This is a genomic window from Streptomyces sp. NPDC048643 (genome assembly GCF_040650615.1).
Classification (GTDB): Bacteria; Actinomycetota; Actinomycetes; order Streptomycetales; family Streptomycetaceae; genus Streptomyces.
The window spans coordinates 96743-111976 of sequence record NZ_JBEZHO010000017.1; the positions used below are offsets into that span (position 1 = coordinate 96743).

Here is a 15234-nt window from a genome sequence, read left to right on the forward strand (position 1 = left end):
ACTGAGGGCGTTGGCCTGTGGGAGCCTCGACGCCGACGCATCCTCCGGGGGCAGAGAACTCACGTGCGCGTTCAGGGGCAACCAGGGCCTCCTGCGGACCGGAGTGAGTCACCGTCGGTGGGCGATCTCTTCCGCCACCAGGGCCGCCTTGTTCACGCCGTCGATCATGTAGCGCCGCCACAGCGGTGCCACGGCCCGGCGCAGGAGCAGGCCGCGGCCGGGCAGCGGCTTGAATTCGTAGGTCCAGCGGATGAGGGTGCCGTCTCCGTCGGGGCTGAAGGTCCATTCCCCGCGCACCCCGCTGACCAGGCGTCGCATCGCGTTGGTGAAGCCGGTGATCTCGTAGGCGAAGGAGTGCGGGGCCGTGTATTGGGTCAGGCGCTCGACGGCGGTGGAGCCGTCGGTGAGGTCCGGGTTCCGCGATTGCCCGGCCGCGTCCCAGTCCCCGGTCTGGTTCTTCGCGCCGCGGACGCCGGGGAAGGGGCCCCAGCCGGTGAAGACGAGGGAAAGGTCGATCGGCACGATGATGTCGAACGCCTCTCGCGGAGAGAGCGCGGTGCGGGTCTGCACGGTGACCGGAACGCTGACGTCTCCGTCATTGACAAGTCTCATGGTCGTGTCCTTACCAACTGACGGGGCCGAAGCGGTCGATGAAACGGCCCGTCCCGGCGTCCGGGTCCTCGGTCGCGAGCGCCACCATCGCGTCGGTTCCCTCCGTGACGGTCTGGGTGCCACGGTGTCCGTTGAAGTCGGTGGCGGTGAAGCCGGGGTCGGCTGCGTTCACCCGGATGTCCGGCAGGGCTTTGGCGTACTGCGTGGTCAGCATCGTCACCGCCGCCTTGGAGGCGGTGTAGAGCGGCATCGGGAACTGCGATTCCACGCGCTCGGGGTCGTGGGTCAGGGCCTGTGATCCCATGCCGCTGCTGACGTTCACCACGGCCGGGTGCTGCGCCTTGCGCAGCAGCGGCAGGAAGGCGTTGGTGACGCGGACGATGCTGACGACGTTGGTCTCGAAGACGTGCGAGGCGTCGGCTGCGGTGAGCTGCTCGGCGGGCACGGCCGGTCCGGGGATGCCGGCGTTGTTGATGAGCGTGTCGATGCGGCCTTCGTGGGCCTCGATGTCGGCGACAGCCGCGGCGACAGACGCGTCGGCGGTGACGTCGATCTGCACGAAACGGGCACCGAGCTTGGCGGCGGCGGCCTGGCCGCGCTGCGGGTCGCGGGCGCCGAGGAGCACGGTGTGGCCCAGGGAGCTGAGGCGACGGGCGGTCTCGAAACCGAGGCTCTTATTGGCCCCCGTGATGAAGGTGATGTTCATGGATCCAGCATCGGCACCCGCAGAGAGAACAGCCAGGGAGGGCCTTTCGGTAGGAAAACGGGTACCACCCTCACCGGCCCGGTACGCCGCACAATGGGGTCATGAGCGCAGACGAGACCGGTTTGGGTGCCACGATCCGTTCCTGGCGCAACCGGCTGTCCCCGGCCGCAGTGGGGCTCCCGGCACGGCACAGCCGCAGAACCTCCGGTCTGCGCCGCGAGGAACTGGCCGAGCTCGCCGGCCTGTCCGTCGACTACATCGTGCGCCTCGAACAAGGACGCTCCACCACCCCCTCGGCCCAGGTCGCCGGGGCTCTCGCCCGTGCGCTGCACCTGAACCGCGCCGAACGCGATCACCTGTACCAGCTGGCCGGCCTTCGGGCACCGGACGACGGCACGATCACCGACCACATTCCGCCGGGCATGCAGCGCGTCATCCAGCGACTGGGTGAGACCCCGGTGGCTGTCTTCGCCGCGGACTGGCGCCTGCTGTGGTGGAACCGCAGCTGGGCCTCACTCCTCGGCGACCCCGCCACCATCCCACCGGACGACCGCAGCCTCGTGCGCGCCCGCTTCCCCGTCGCATCCGACCGCGGTCAACTCGCCACCTGGCCGGTCACCGAGCGGGACCCCCAAGCATCGGACCGCGCCATCGTCGCGGACCTGCGCAGGGCCTCCGCCCGCTACCCCAACGACCCGCGACTCACCCGCCTGCTGCGCCGCACCACCGACGGCAACCCGCGCTTCGCCCAGCTGTGGCAGGAGGGCGCCGTCGCCACCCACTCCGAGGACCGCAAGACCGTTCGGCACCCGACCGTCGGCAACATCACGGTCGACTGCGACATCCTCACCGACAGCGACACCGACCTCAAGGTCGTCGTCTACACGGCCGAGCCCGGTACCGAGGACGCCACCAAACTCGACCTCACCCGCGTCACCGGCACCATCGACGCCCCTTCAGGATCTGCCTGACGAGCCAGACCCGCCGGCGCCACATGGCTTGTGGCGCGGGTTGAGATGGGTGTCCACCTGGAGCAACAGGCGCATGAGCCGGCTGCGGATGACGGCCCTGCTGATGCTGGGCGTGCGTCGGCCCAGTGGGTCACTGCGTCACCCGGCTGTCGAAGCATTCCTTCGTGTCGTTCGCCGCCGGCAGGAAGCAGGTCCTGACGACCGTGCCGGGGAGCGTCGCCGTCATCGGGGTGTAGACGAAGGCATCGGTGTCGACGTCGTCCTTGATCTTGGCACGGCGGACCGGGCTTCCCGCGCCGTCCGCGGTCATCTCGATGCGGTCGCCGACGCGGGCACCCCAGGTCCGCGCCCAACTCGCCCCGCACCAGCGGTTGTACCGCACCTCCATCCAGGCACCGGTGGACATGCGGCGCCGGACAAGGGTCTCGGGCTCGGCGCCGCACTTCGTGACCATCGGGCTCAGGCCCTCGCAGGCCGCTCCGCGGCAGGTCGGACGGTTCGAGGACGGGGCCGCCGACGAGGCCGGCGCGGCGGCGCGGTGCGCGGCGCCGTGGCCGCGCGTCAGCACGACGAGCGCCACCGTCGCTCCTGCGACGGCCAGGGCGCACACCGCCGCCAGGACGGCCATGAGCGTCGCCGTCCGTCGGCCGGACGGCCCGGAGGGTGGCCGGGGCAACAACTGGCCGGAGGACGGGCCGACTTGAGCGGACACCACCGTCGGCGGCGCTACCGCTGGCGGCGCAACCGTCGGTCGCGGTGTCGCCTCGGGCCGCGGAGTCGCCGTCGCCTGCGGCACCGTCGCAGGCCGCGGTGCCTCCTTCGCCCGGCCGCTCCATCCGGACTCCGTGATCTCCCAGAGCGCGAGGGCCCGTCCCTCCGGCTCACCGGCCAGTCGGCACAGCTCCTGTACCGCCTGCCGCGGTGGCAGCGCCTTGCCGTTGAGGTAGCGCTCCCAGGACGACCTGCTGTACGCGGTCTTCGCCGCGAGGCCGGACAGGCTCAGACCGGTACGCTCCCGCAACGCCCGTAATTCGGCGGCGAGTCGGGCGTGTTCGGGTGACGGTGTCATCCCCGCAGGGCCTTCCAGGTGCGCGGCCCGGCGATGCCGTCCACGTCGAGGTGCGCCTGTCTCTGGAAGCGCTCGACCGCGCCCATCGTCAACGGACCGAACATCCCGTCGATGCCGCCCGGTGAGATCCCCGCCCGGCGGAGCAGGCACTGCACCTCGGCCACCTGCGGCCCGGAGTTCCCGTACGCCACCGTGGCTCTGGTGGCCCGGCTGTTGCCCGCGTACCAGCGCCCGTCGATGCGCTCCAGGTGACAGCTGTACGCGGCCTTCGCTGCCGGTGACGCCGCGGCGGTCGACGCGGCATGCCCGGCGGGCGCCGGTCCGCCGCCCTTGCCGTCGTCCATGAACCGTACGGCCACGAGCACCGCCGCCGACGCGGCGAGCACCAGGGCCACGCAGCCCGAGACGAGGGCGAGGCTCAGCGCCCGCCGGGATATTCGGGGCCCTTCGGCGGCCCGCGTCGGCATCGTCACCGGAGCCGGCTCCCGCACCGGCTCCGGCGCGACTGCCTCCGGTGCGGCCGGGACCGCTTCGGCCGCGTCCGACAGGGCCGACTCCGTCATCACCGGTTCCGTAACGGCATGTTCCGTGACGGCGGGTTCCGCAATGACGGGTTCCGTGACGGCGGGTTCCGTCACGGCGTGTGCCCTCACGGCCTGTTCCGGCGCGCCCGACGGCCTGTCCCGCCGTGCCTCGACGGCGACTTCGTGCAGGGCGAGGAGCCGGGTCGGGTCCTCACCGCCGATCCGGGCCAGGGCCTCCACCGCGTCGCGCGGCGGCACCGACCGGCCGCTCAGATACCGCTCCCACGACTTCGCGCTGTAGCCCGTCCGGGCCGAGAGCTGCCGCATGGTCAGTCCGTTGTGATCCTTCAGCCGGCGTAAGCGCACCAGCAACTGCCGTACGCGCGGGTCGAGTTCCGCAGGCAGCGCTTTCCAACGCGACATGTTCCCCCACCACGCGTTCATGATCAGTGGCCATGGTCAGTGCCCCCTGTGCCGTCGCATTGTGCATCAGCGGACACCCCGCCGCACGGCAACGTGGTTGCTGCACCCAAGTGCCATCGCGCCACGGCCGTCACCGCCGTCCCGGCGAACCGTCTCTCGGGACGGTGTCCCCGCAGGTCAGCGCGCGGGACGTCCCGCGGGGACCTCACTTGCGGCGCAACCCTGGTCCCCCTCGCCCCTCACGACGCACTCTCGTCTCGCCACCTGCACCACAGCCGTGGAAGGTGTGCCCGACGACCCGAGAGGGAAACGACGTATGCGATCGACAGTCTTGGCCAGGGCCCTGGTAGGTACCGCCGCAGTGATCGGACTCGCCGCCGGCGGCCTGGCGACCGCCGGACCCGGCTTCGCAGCGCCCGCACAGACCCCGCGGACCCAGTCCGTCTCCATTCTCGCGACGAACAACCTGGGCCTGAGCACCACGCAGGCCAAGTACGTCCAGTGCTTCATGCGCGACGCTCCGGCGAGCTACACGGGCAGCATCGACGGCCAGCTGGGCACCAACAGCTGGAAGGCGATGCAGCGCCACCTCCGGGCGTACTGGAGCTACACCGACAGCATCGACGGCGACCCCGGTCCGAACACCATCAAGGCGCTGCAGCGCATGCTCAAGTTCGGCTGGAACTACAACGACGCCATCGACGGCGACCCGGGCGCGGACACCAAGGCCGCGTTCAAACGGTTCGCCAACGACTTCGCGTCCCTCTACCCCTGCTGAACGGTCCTGCCGCCCCGTGAACCCACCCCGCGGCCCGCTTTCCCTCTCCGGGAAGGCGGGCCGCGGTACGGCGGTCGGGCGCAGGCTCCGTGAACATCGCGGCGAGCCCGGACAGGGCTCGCTGAGGCAAGCCCACCCATCATCGAAGGAGTTGTCCCACAGCCATGGGAAGACTTGCGATCCACGCTCCCGCCGACAGCGAGAGCCTTCGCCACCGGGACCCCGTCCGCGGCGGTCCGGGGTGGCGGCTCCGGTTCGGGACCTTCGCCGCCACCGCGGCGATGCTCTCGACCGGCGTGCTGCTCGGCGCCGGCCCCGCGGCGGCCGCACCGGCGGCGATCAAGCTGACCTCGTCGTCCTGTCCCACCGACATCGTGCAGGGCCAGACGAGCGGCTGCGTCACGGAGTTGCAGACGCTGCTCAACGCGCACGGTGCCGGTCTGCAGGTGGACGGTGAGTTCGGGGCGAACACCTACTACGCGGTGCGCGAGTACCAGGCCGCCACGGCGATCGCCGTGGACGGGCGGGTGGGCCCCCAGACCAAGAGCAAGCTGTACGCGACCGGGGGTTCGGCGCCGGCACCGGTCAACCTCATGTCCTCCTCGTGCCCGGCGAACGTCGTCAAGGGCAACAAGGGCGGATGCGTCAGCGAGCTCCAGCGGCTGCTGCGCCATCACGGCTACTCGGTCGAGGTGGACGGGGACTTCGGGGCGGGGACGGAGACCGCGGTCCGTAGCTTCCAGTCCGCCCACGGTCTGTCGGCCGACGGTCAGGTCGGCGCGAACACCAAGCGGGAGCTGTACGACACCGACGAGTCGCCGTCGACGGGCCTGGACCTGAGGTCGGCCTCGTGCCCGGCGAACATCGTGGAGGGGCAGAGCGGTGGTTGCGTCGCCACGCTGCAGGCCCTGCTGAACGGCAAGGGCCAACACCTGGACGTCGACGGCGGGTTCGGCCCGCTGACGCTGGCGGCCGTGAAATCCTTCCAGTCCGCGAGCGGTCTGTCGGCCGACGGTGAGGTGGGCGCGAACACCAAGGCCGCGCTGTACTCGAACATCGGCGGCGGTGGCGGCAACGGAGCGCCGGCGCCGGTCAACCTGAACTCCGGTTCCTGCCCGAGCGAGATCGTGAAGGGGCAGAAGAGCGGCTGCGTCACCGAGCTGCAGAGTCTGCTCAACCACCACGGTGCCGACCTCGCCGTCGACGGCGACTTCGGGTCGCTGACCGACAGCGCCGTGCGGGACTTCCAGTCCGAGAAGGGCCTCTCGGTCGACGGCCACGTGGGCCCGAACACCAAGGCGGCGCTGTACGGGACGGTCACCCCGCCGTCGTCGCCCGCGCCCGGCGGCGGGTACGGCAAGATCCTCAGTGTGGCGGAGGCCGAGGCCGGAACGGTCGAGGGCAGCGCCCGGGCGAACAGCTACGGGTCCGCCGTGGGCCTGTCGCTGTCCACCGACGACTACGCGTGGTGCGCCACGTTCGTGAGCTGGGTCGGCAAGCAGACCGGAGCCACGTCCTACCGCAACACCTACGTCTCCGGCTGGGTCAAGCAGGCGCGGGCCGGCAACTACCATCTGTCGGTGACGACCAGTCCGCAGCCGGGCGACATCGTGGCCTACGACTGGAACGGCGGCAACGACTTCACCGGCGGTCACGAGCACATAGGCATCGTGCGGACGGTGTCCGGCTCCAGCTTCACCGCCGTCGAGGGCAACACCGGCAATCCCAACGGCGGCAGCGACGGCGTCTACGTCAAGAGCCGCAGCACGAACAGCAATTACGACGTCCTCTTCATCCGGGTCCGCTGACCGGACGCCGGACCGACTGAACCGACCGAGCTGAACGAGGCTGCGGAGACCGCGGAAACGGGGAAACGGGGGCAGGACCACGGGGGAAGGTCGGGGCCGGCGGTCGCACACCGCCGGCCCCGTACGCCTGCGCTCAACCGTGCTTCTCGATCGTCACCTTGACGTGTTTCATCAGGGGTTGGTCGCTCTGGAGGCTGTAGTCGCCGATCGCGCAGAGGACGTTCATCTCCGGCATGTAGCCGGCCGCGCAGCCGCGGGGGATGTCGTAGGGGACGGCCAGGTAGCCGTCGAGGCGGCGGTGGGTGCCGTCCTTGGCGGTGGCGACGATGTCGACCGGGTCGAACTCGGAGACACCGCGTTCGCGCATGTCGTCCTCGTTCATGAAGACGAGCGTGCGCAGGTTCTTGACGCCTCGGTAGCGGTCGTTGTCCGAGTAGATCGTCGTGTTCCACTGGTCGTGGGAACGCATCGTGCCGAGCGCCAGGGTGCCGGGCGCGGGGACCACGTCGGGCAGGGGCGCGGTGGAGAACTCGGCCTGGCCGCTCGGGGTGAGGAAGACCAGTTCACGGGCGGGCTGTTTGATGCGGAAGCCGAGCGGGAGGCGGACGCGGCGGTTGCAGTCCTCGAAGCCGTCGAGGGTCTGCGCCATGGTGTCGCGGATGCGGTCGTAGTCCTCGATGTACCACTCCCAGGGGGTGGCGCTGTCGGGGAGGGCGGCGCGGGCCATTCCGGCGATGATGGCGGGCTCGGACAGCAGGTGCTTCGAGGCGGGGCGCTTCATGCCGATGGACAGGTGGACCATGCTCATCGAGTCCTCGACGGAGGTGCTCTGGATGCCGCCGCGCTGGTGGTCCTTCTCGGTCCGGCCGAGACACGGCAGGATGAGCGCCCGCCGGCCGTGCACGAGGTGGCTGCGATTGAGCTTGGTGCTCACCTGGACGGTGAGGTCGCACTGACGGAGCGCGGCGTAGGTGTACGGGGTGTCCGGCGCGGCCAGGGCGAAGTTGCCGCCCATGCCCACGAACACCTTCACGTCGCCGCGCCGCATGGCCTGGATCGTCGCGACCGTGTCCATGCCGTGCTCGCGGGGCGGGTCGATCCCGCAGACCTCGCCCAGCCGGTTCAGGAACTCCTCGCCGGGCCGGTGGTCGATGCCGCACGTCCGGTTTCCCTGGACGTTGCTGTGGCCCCGCACCGGTGACGGTCCGGCGCCCTCGCGGCCCAGATTGCCGCGCAGCAGAAGGAGGTTGACGATCTCCCGTACGGTGTCGACGCCGTGTTCGTGCTGGCTGACGCCGAGGCACCAGCTCATGATGGAGCGGTCCGCCTCGCGGTACACCTTCGCGGCCTTGAGGATGCCGTCGCGGTCGATGCCGGACTGGCGCTCGATCTCGTCCCAGGACGTGGCCTCGCACACCGCGCGGTAGTCGTCGAAGTAGGCCGTGTGCCGGTCGATGAACTCCTGGTCGAGCGCCTTGGGGTCGGTCTTGGCCTGCTCCAGGACCGCCTTGGACATGCCGCGCAGGAGCGCCATGTCGCCGCCGATGCGCACCTGGAGGTTCAGGGTGCTGGTCCGCGTCGCCTTGAAGAGGGCCATGTCCGTGAAGTCGTGCGGAACGATGGTGCGGGTCGCCGCGGCCTCGACGAGCGGGTTGATGTGCACGATCTGGGCGCCGCGGTCGTAGGCCTCGGCGAGGGCGGTGAGCATCCGGGGCGCGTTGGAGGCGGCGTTGACACCCATGATGAACAGGGCGTCGGTGGTCTCCCAGTCCTTGAGGTCAGCGGTTCCCTTGCCGGTGCCGAGGGACGCCGTCAGCGCGCGGCCGCTGGCTTCGTGGCACATGTTCGAGCAGTCGGGCAGGTTGTTCGTGCCCAGCTCCCGGGCCATCAACTGGTAGAGGAACGTCGGCTCGTTGCCGAGGCGGCCCGAGGTGTAGAAGGAGGCCTGGTTCGGGTCGTCGAGCTCCCGCAGGGTCCGCCCGACCAGCTCGAACGCGTCGCGCCAGCTGATCGGCACGTAGTGGTCCGACTCGGGGTCGTAGACCATGGGGCCGGTGAGCCGGCCCTGGTCCTCCAGGTCGAAGTCGCTCCACTCGAAGAGTTCGCTCACCGAGTGCGCGGCGAAGAACTCGGGGCCGACGCGCTTGCCGGTCATCTCCCACGTCACGTGCTTGATGCCGTTCTCGCAGATGTCCAGGTGCAGGCCCTTGGTGTCGTCGGGCCACGCGCATCCCGGACAGTCGAAGCCCGTTCTCTCGTGGTTCATGCGCATGATCGCGCGGGGACCGTCCACGAGCGCCTTCTCAGCCACCAGAACGCGGGTGACGCTCTTGGCCGCACCCCAGCCGGCCGCCGGGTGGTGATACGGATGGAACTCCGGTTCACCCTCCGGGGTGGGCCCCACATGGGGCTCCACACCGTCGTGGCCGTTCCGGGATGCGTTCAAGAGTCTCACCGCGCCTAGGACTGGGGCCGTTTCCCGTGGTTCGCTGCGTGCTTGCGCCTGCTCTTCTTCTTCCGGCGTCGCTTCGACGACATGCGGGACCTCCCTCACTCGCGGGACACCGCGAGGTGTCCGGATGGTCGGGGAACACCGCGTCCCACGATTCCATACATCACATATCGTCGCGATTCGACCTACGATCGACATGTTTGCGACGTCGTGCACGTGATGTCGAGCAGTTCCCTATCCCGAGGAGCAGGCATGGCCAGCGACCCAGCGCCGATCAGCGAGACCGCCCGGCAGGCCCTCGAACAGGAACTCGCCGACCTCCACACCGAGCGCGACACCGTCGCCGCGACCCTGCGGGGTTCGGACGCCGACGTGGGCGACCGTGCCGACGAGGCGGACGAGTTGCAGCGCGCCGACGACAAGCGGCGGCTGGACGATCGCATCAGGGACATCACCACGCGGCTGCGTCAGGCGGACGTGGCGGGGCCTCCGCCCACCGGTCTGGTCGGGGTGGGCAGCACGGTCACCGTCCGGTTCGGCGACGGCAGCGTGGAGACCGTACAGATCGGCGAGACCGCCGTGGCGCAGGACAGGACGCTGGTCACCGCCGACAGCCCCCTCGGGCGCGTACTGCTCGGCCGTCGGCCCGGGGACACGGTGGTCTTCGACGCTCCCGACGGCGAGGAGAGCGCGGAGGTGGTCTCCCTCGGCGACGGGACCGCGCCCGGCAGCGACGGCTGACAGCGGGTCACCGGACGAGGACGACGGACGGCCGACCGCGGGACCACGCTGAGCGTGGTCCCGCGGTCGGCCGTCGTCGTTCGTTCAGCGCTCGTAGTGCGACGGCGGGAAGGGATCCCGTTCACGCCGGGTGACCCTGCCGGAGGGCATCTCACCGGTGCCGACCTCGCGGTCGATCTCCTCGCGCTCCTGCCGGTACTCGGCGTCCGGGTCCTCCGTGGGCCCGCCCGGCAGACCGACCTCACGCCGGTCGCGTTCCGTACGCGCCTGGAGCTCGTCCTCGTCGACCCGCCGGGGCATTCCCCTGCTGTGGCCGTGCTCCGGATCGCCTTCGACAGCTCGGTTGGACTTGTGGTGCGTCATGCGCAGCCTCCTCAAATGGACTGCCCGGGGCGGACGTTCGCCCGCGCGGGCACGCCTTTCGGTGTCAGGAGTCCTCCGTCCCGTCGTTCGTCACGCCGTCCTGCCCGTCCGCGGTGCCGCCGTTCCCCCGGTCCTCGTCCGCCGGGCCGTCGCCCTTGCGTACGGTGCAGTCGACCGTGTCGTCCCGGACGTCGGCGACGATCGTGTCGCCGGGTTCGGCCTCGCCGCTGAGCAGCAGTTCCGCGATGCGGTTGTCGAGTTCGGTCTGGATGGTCCGCCGCAACGGGCGTGCGCCGAACTCGGGTTGGTGGCCGTGGGCGACGAGCAGCTTCTTGGCCGCGTCCGTCACCTCCAGCTTCATGCCCTGCGCGTGCACCCGGCGTTCGCTCTGGCCGAGCAGGTGGTCGACGATCTCGCCGAGGTCGTCCTCGCTGAGGCCGTGGAAGATGATGATGTCGTCGATGCGGTTGAGGAACTCCGGCAGGAACCGGGTCCGCAACTCGTCCATCAGCACGTCCTTCAGCTCGGACACGTCGCCCTTGTGGTCGAGGATGAGGTGCGCGCCGATGTTGGAGGTCATGATCACGACGCAGTGCCGGAAGTCGACGGTGCGGCCCTGGCCGTCCGTGAGCCGTCCGTCGTCGAGGATCTGGAGCAGCGTGTTGAAGATGTCGGGGTGCGCCTTCTCCACCTCGTCGAACAGCACCACGCTGTACGGCTGTCGGCGGACCTTCTCGGTGAGCTGGCCGGCCTCGTCGTAGCCCACGTAGCCGGGAGGGGCGCCGACCAGGCGGGCCACCGTGTGCTTCTCCTGGAACTCGCTCATGTCGAAGCGGGTCATGCGGTTCTCGTCGCCGAAGAGCAGTTCGGCGAGGGTCTTGGCCAGTTCGGTCTTGCCGACGCCGGTCGGGCCGAGGAAGAGGAAGGAGCCGACGGGACGGTTGGGGTCGCCCATGCCGGCGCGGTTGCGGCGTACCGCCTGCGACACGGCGGTGACCGCCTCGTCCTGGCCGACGATGCGGGAGTGCATCTCCTCCTCCAGCTTGAGGAGCTTCTCCTTCTCGCTGGCGGTGAGTTGGGAGACGGGGATGCCGGTGCGCCGGGACACGATGTCGGCGATGTCGCGGGCGGTGACGGACACGACGCCTGCGCGGCGCTCCTCGATGCCCGCGAGTTCCCCGTCGGCCTCGGCGATCTGCTGCTTGAGCCGGCCCGCCCGCTCGAAGTCCTCGGCGGCGACGGACTGGTCGCGTTCGCGGCGCAGTTTGGCGATGCGGTCCTCGCGTTCGGCGACCTCGGTCGAGCGGCTCGCGCTGCGCAGCCGTACCCGCGCGCCCGCCTGGTCCATCACGTCGATCGCCTTGTCGGGCAGGAACCGGTCGCTGATGTAGCGGTCGGACAGCTCGGCCGCCGCGGCGAGGGCGCCGTCGGCGAAACGGACCTGGTGGTGCGCCTCGTAGGCGTCGCGCAGTCCCTCCAGGATCTGCACGGTCTCCTCGACCGTCGGCTCCGGGACCAGCACCGGCTGGAAGCGGCGTTCGAGCGCGGCGTCCTTCTCGACGTACTTGCGGTACTCGTCGATGGTCGTGGCGCCCACGACGTGCAGTTCTCCGCGCGCCAGGGCGGGCTTGAGCATGTTGCCGGCATCCATCGAGCTCTCGCCCGACGCGCCCGCGCCGACCACGGTGTGGAGTTCGTCGATGAAGAGGATGATCTCGCCGTCCGAGTCCTGGACGTCCTCGATGACCTTCTTCAGGCGTTCCTCGAACTGCCCGCGGTACTGGGCGCCGGCGACCATGCCGGACAGGTCGAGCGAGACGACGCGCTTGCCCTTCAGGGTCTCGGGGACGTCACCGGAGACGATGCGCTGGGCGAGCCCCTCGACGATGGCGGTCTTGCCGACGCCGGGCTCGCCGATGAGGACGGGGTTGTTCTTGGAGCGGCGGGAGAGGATCTCGATGGTCTGCTCGATCTCCTCGGCCCGCCCGACCACCGGGTCGAGCTTTCCCGCCTTGGCCTCTTCGGTCAGGTCCCGCCCGAACTCGTCCAGGGTCGTCGCGGGCTGGTCGGGCTCGGCGGACGCGCGGTTCTCCTGGCGTGCGGCGCGCTCGGTCAGGCCCGCCAGTTTCTGCGCGTCCTGTCCGTCGGCGCGCAGGAGCTGGGCGGCGCCGCTGTCGGCGTCGCCGAGCAGGGCGCCCAGGATGTGCTCGGGGCCGATGTAGGAGACCCCGGAGGCCTGCGAGCGGGCGTAGGCGGTGGCGAGGGTGCGCTTGGCCGCCGGGGTGAGGCCCGGCTCCGACGACGGCTCACTGGCCTCCCGGGGCAGCACCTCGGCCAGCTGCGCCGCGAGGGCGTCGGGATCGACTCCGGCCTGGGCCAGCAGCGAGCGCGAGGGTTCCACCTTCGTGGCGGCCCAGAGCAGGTGTTCCGTGTCGAGGTCGGAGGTGCCGTCCTCCATGGCCCGCTGCGCGGCCAGGTTGAGCAGCTCCTGCGAGGACTCGGTCAGCAGCCGACCGATCGGCACGCGCTGCACCGCGGGTGGGGACGACGCGGGTGACATACCGAAAAAGCGGTTCAGCAATTCGCCGAAAGGATCGGACGAGCCGAAACCGTACGTCGACATCGACATGAGCAGCTCCCGGAGCGGCGATGAGTACTCTCCACCATTTCGCGGGGCCTATTGCTCCGCAACCGGAGGGGAGACCGCTCGGGCCGGGTCCGTCGGCCGCGCCAATTCACCCGCGCACGGTGAACTCGCCTCGGGGAAAAGCGGGTTGGGCAGACCGACGGGACCGGACCGCGCGTACCCGAAGCGGACGTCGGTCCGCCGAGGCGCCTGTCGGTGCCGGTCGGTCCCTGTCAGCCCTTGTCCGTGCCGGCGTCGGTCCACGGGTCGAGGGCCACGACGGCCTCGTCCGTGTAGACGAGGAAGGTCAGGGTCTGGCGGAAGTACAGGTCGATGCCGTCGGCGTCGTGCGAGGTGTACCCGATGGCGAGGTCCTCGCCGAGCCGCAGTTCGTAGTCGCCGCCCCGGGTGGTGAGCAGGAAGGCCCCTTCGACGGCGGGCGCCCAGACCAGCCGGCCGTCGAGCATCCGGCCGAGGTGGGCGGCGATGGGGTAACCGTGGTCGGAGGTCTCGCTGACCGCCGTGTACGCCTCGGCGCCCAGCAGCAGCGTGTACGGGCCCTGGACGCCGGCCAGCCGCAGGGTGCTCAGGGCGTGGCTGACGGCGTCGGGGAAGTCGCGCGGCTCGGCGGGCAGGCGGAGCACCGGGTTGGAGGTGCGGGCCCGCAGCCCGTCGACGCTCGCGGCGGCGTAGCCGTTGAAGACGGTCTGGTCCTCGGCGAACGCCATGGTGCGGGCGGCGTCCTTGACCGGCTGCCAGTCGGAGTCCTTGGCGCCCCGGTCGACGTCGTCGACGGCGTCGCGGCCCACCCGGAACGGCACGGTCAGCTCGACGAGGGGCTGGACGTGGCGGAGCCGGGCGGTGACCCCGGGTGAGGGCCCGTCGATGCCGGAGAGGTGGCCCGTGCCCACGGCCGCGAGTTCCGGGCCTTCGGGGCCGGTGACGTCCACGACGCGCCGTCCGGCGAGGTTGCGCCGGAAGGTGCGGCGCGCCTCGTCCTCGATCTCGGCCCAGGCGGCGGGCGTGATGGGGGCGAGTTCGCGGTGCAGGTTGCCGGTGCCGTCGAACGTGGTCATGTTCAGACTCCTTTGAGGCTGCCGATGCCCAGCGAGCCGTTCGCCGTGGGCCGCTCCGCGGGAGGGGCGGGCGGGTCCGCCGCCGTCTCCTCGCCGGGGGCCGCGGGAACGTCCGCCTGCTCCTCGCCGGGGGCGGCGGGCAGGTCGTCGAGGAAGTCGACGGTCGGGACGTGGAAGAGGCAGCCGGTGATCGCGGTCGAGAAGTCGAGGATGCGGTCGTGCGGGGCCGGGCCGTCGCCGAGGAACATGTTCCGCAGCATCTGCTCGGTCACGTCGGGGGTGCGCGCGTAGCCGATGAAGAAGGTGCCGAACTCGCCTTCGCCGAGCGTGCCGAACGGCATGTTCTCCCGCACGATCTTGCGTTCGTCGCCGTCGTCGTCGGTGATGGTGTTGAGCGCGACGTGGGAGTCGGCGGGTTTGACGTCGTCGGGGAGCTCGACGTTGGCCGCCTTCGTGCGCCCGATGACCTTCTCCTGCTCGGTGTCGGGCAGGGCGTTCCAGGCGGCCATGTCGTGCAGGTACTTCTGGATGATCACATAACTGCCGCCCTCGAAGTCCGGGTCCTCGTCGCCGACGAACACGGAGTCGGTGGCGAGCCGCCCTTCCGGGTTCTCGCTGCCGTCGACGAAGCCGAGCAGGTCGCGCTCGTCGAAGTACTTGAACCCGTGGACCTCGTCGACGGTCGTGACCGCGCCGTCGAGGCGCTCCATGATGAGCCGGGCCAGTTCGAAGCAGAGGTCCATCCGGTCGGCCCGGAGGTGGAAGAGGAGGTCGCCGGGGGTGGACGGGGCCCGGTGCCGCTTGCCGTTCAACTCGGTGAAGGGGTGCAGCTCCTGCGGGCGGGGCCCGTCGAACAGCCGGTTCCAGACGTCGGAGCCGATGCCCACGATGCAGGCGAGCCGGTCGCCGGGCGCGCGGAAGCCGACGGAGCGGCGCAGGCCCGACACGTCCTCCAGGAGGTCGCGGACCGTGTCCTCGTGTCCCGGCGTGACGGTGAGGACGAGGAAGACGGTGGCCCTGGCCGGTCGGGAGATGACGGCCTGTCGCTCAGCCAAGAGTCGGCCTCCTCGTAAGACGCGCCAGTG

General features: G+C 70.5%; 13 protein-coding genes. 4 read left to right on the forward strand and 9 right to left on the reverse strand.

Annotation, left to right across the window (positions count from 1 at the left end; genetic code table 11):
• Positions 1-108: 108 nt before the first annotated feature.
• Both AB0C62_RS19130 and AB0C62_RS19135 read right to left on the reverse strand, forming a co-directional pair.
• On the reverse strand, positions 109-612 hold the full coding sequence (locus tag AB0C62_RS19130; protein WP_362974595.1) for an SRPBCC family protein: 504 nt from the start codon (positions 610-612) through the stop codon (positions 109-111).
• A gap of 10 nt (positions 613-622) precedes the next feature.
• On the reverse strand, positions 623-1318 hold the full coding sequence (locus AB0C62_RS19135) for an SDR family NAD(P)-dependent oxidoreductase (RefSeq protein WP_362974597.1): 696 nt from the start codon (positions 1316-1318) through the stop codon (positions 623-625).
• A 101-nt stretch (positions 1319-1419) separates the two neighbouring features.
• Here AB0C62_RS19135 and AB0C62_RS19140 point away from each other — a divergent pair, with 101 nt between their 5' ends.
• The gene (locus AB0C62_RS19140) at positions 1420-2289 is read left to right on the forward strand and encodes a helix-turn-helix transcriptional regulator (protein ID WP_362974599.1); all 870 of its coding nucleotides are present in this window, start codon (positions 1420-1422) and stop codon (positions 2287-2289) included.
• Positions 2290-2419: 130 nt separating this feature from the next.
• Here the strand turns inward: AB0C62_RS19140 and AB0C62_RS19145 are convergent, their stop codons facing one another.
• Together AB0C62_RS19145 and AB0C62_RS19150 are read right to left on the reverse strand one after the other, a co-directional pair.
• Positions 2420-3358 (reverse strand): DUF2690 domain-containing protein, encoded by a 939-nt coding sequence (locus tag AB0C62_RS19145; RefSeq protein ID WP_362974601.1) that lies wholly within the window; start codon positions 3356-3358, stop codon positions 2420-2422.
• Complete coding sequence (locus tag AB0C62_RS19150; RefSeq protein ID WP_362974603.1) at positions 3355-4305, reverse strand: peptidoglycan-binding protein; 951 nt, start codon at positions 4303-4305, stop codon at positions 3355-3357. Before AB0C62_RS19150 ends, AB0C62_RS19145 begins: the two co-directional genes overlap by 4 nt.
• A 316-nt stretch (positions 4306-4621) precedes the next feature.
• Here AB0C62_RS19150 and AB0C62_RS19155 point away from each other — a divergent pair, with 316 nt between their 5' ends.
• Together AB0C62_RS19155 and AB0C62_RS19160 are read left to right on the forward strand one after the other, a co-directional pair.
• A complete protein-coding gene (locus AB0C62_RS19155) occupies positions 4622-5083 on the forward strand; it encodes a peptidoglycan-binding protein (RefSeq protein ID WP_362974605.1) in 462 nt (153 codons plus the stop codon).
• 164 nt (positions 5084-5247) lie between these two features.
• Complete coding sequence (locus AB0C62_RS19160; protein ID WP_362974607.1) at positions 5248-6891, forward strand: peptidoglycan-binding protein; 1644 nt, start codon at positions 5248-5250, stop codon at positions 6889-6891.
• Positions 6892-7024: 133 nt separating this feature from the next.
• Here the strand turns inward: AB0C62_RS19160 and AB0C62_RS19165 are convergent, their stop codons facing one another.
• Positions 7025-9337, reverse strand: a complete 2313-nt coding sequence (locus AB0C62_RS19165) for an FdhF/YdeP family oxidoreductase (protein ID WP_362974609.1) — start codon at positions 9335-9337, stop codon at positions 7025-7027.
• Between the two features lie 258 nt (positions 9338-9595).
• On the opposite strand from AB0C62_RS19165, the gene AB0C62_RS19170 reads away from it, so the two are divergent.
• Positions 9596-10084, forward strand: a complete 489-nt coding sequence (locus tag AB0C62_RS19170; RefSeq protein ID WP_362974611.1) for a GreA/GreB family elongation factor — start codon at positions 9596-9598, stop codon at positions 10082-10084.
• Between the two features lie 84 nt (positions 10085-10168).
• Here the strand turns inward: AB0C62_RS19170 and AB0C62_RS19175 are convergent, their stop codons facing one another.
• The 4 genes from AB0C62_RS19175 to AB0C62_RS19190 form a co-directional block, all read right to left on the reverse strand.
• Positions 10169-10447 (reverse strand): hypothetical protein, encoded by a 279-nt coding sequence (locus AB0C62_RS19175; protein WP_362974613.1) that lies wholly within the window; start codon positions 10445-10447, stop codon positions 10169-10171.
• 64 nt (positions 10448-10511) lie between these two features.
• The gene (locus AB0C62_RS19180) at positions 10512-13076 is read right to left on the reverse strand and encodes an ATP-dependent Clp protease ATP-binding subunit (protein ID WP_362974615.1); all 2565 of its coding nucleotides are present in this window, start codon (positions 13074-13076) and stop codon (positions 10512-10514) included.
• 230 nt (positions 13077-13306) lie between these two features.
• On the reverse strand, positions 13307-14149 hold the full coding sequence (locus AB0C62_RS19185; protein ID WP_362974617.1) for a family 1 encapsulin nanocompartment shell protein: 843 nt from the start codon (positions 14147-14149) through the stop codon (positions 13307-13309).
• A 2-nt stretch (positions 14150-14151) separates the two neighbouring features.
• Entirely contained in the window at positions 14152-15204 is a 1053-nt protein-coding gene (locus tag AB0C62_RS19190; RefSeq protein ID WP_362974619.1) for a Dyp-type peroxidase, read from the reverse strand.
• Positions 15205-15234: the final 30 nt, after the last annotated feature.

Coding starts and splice junctions, on each gene's coding strand:
- AB0C62_RS19145 (WP_362974601.1), bottom strand. CDS start 3,358: ATGACACCGTCACCCGAACACGCCCGACTCGCCGCCGAATTACGGGCG.
- AB0C62_RS19130 (WP_362974595.1), bottom strand. CDS start 612: ATGAGACTTGTCAATGACGGAGACGTCAGCGTTCCGGTCACCGTGCAG.
- AB0C62_RS19135 (WP_362974597.1), bottom strand. CDS start 1,318: ATGAACATCACCTTCATCACGGGGGCCAATAAGAGCCTCGGTTTCGAG.
- AB0C62_RS19185 (WP_362974617.1), bottom strand. CDS start 14,149: ATGACCACGTTCGACGGCACCGGCAACCTGCACCGCGAACTCGCCCCC.
- AB0C62_RS19175 (WP_362974613.1), bottom strand. CDS start 10,447: ATGACGCACCACAAGTCCAACCGAGCTGTCGAAGGCGATCCGGAGCAC.
- AB0C62_RS19170 (WP_362974611.1), top strand. CDS start 9,596: ATGGCCAGCGACCCAGCGCCGATCAGCGAGACCGCCCGGCAGGCCCTC.
- AB0C62_RS19150 (WP_362974603.1), bottom strand. CDS start 4,305: ATGTCGCGTTGGAAAGCGCTGCCTGCGGAACTCGACCCGCGCGTACGG.
- AB0C62_RS19160 (WP_362974607.1), top strand. CDS start 5,248: ATGGGAAGACTTGCGATCCACGCTCCCGCCGACAGCGAGAGCCTTCGC.
- AB0C62_RS19140 (WP_362974599.1), top strand. CDS start 1,420: ATGAGCGCAGACGAGACCGGTTTGGGTGCCACGATCCGTTCCTGGCGC.
- AB0C62_RS19155 (WP_362974605.1), top strand. CDS start 4,622: ATGCGATCGACAGTCTTGGCCAGGGCCCTGGTAGGTACCGCCGCAGTG.
- AB0C62_RS19180 (WP_362974615.1), bottom strand. CDS start 13,076: ATGTCGATGTCGACGTACGGTTTCGGCTCGTCCGATCCTTTCGGCGAA.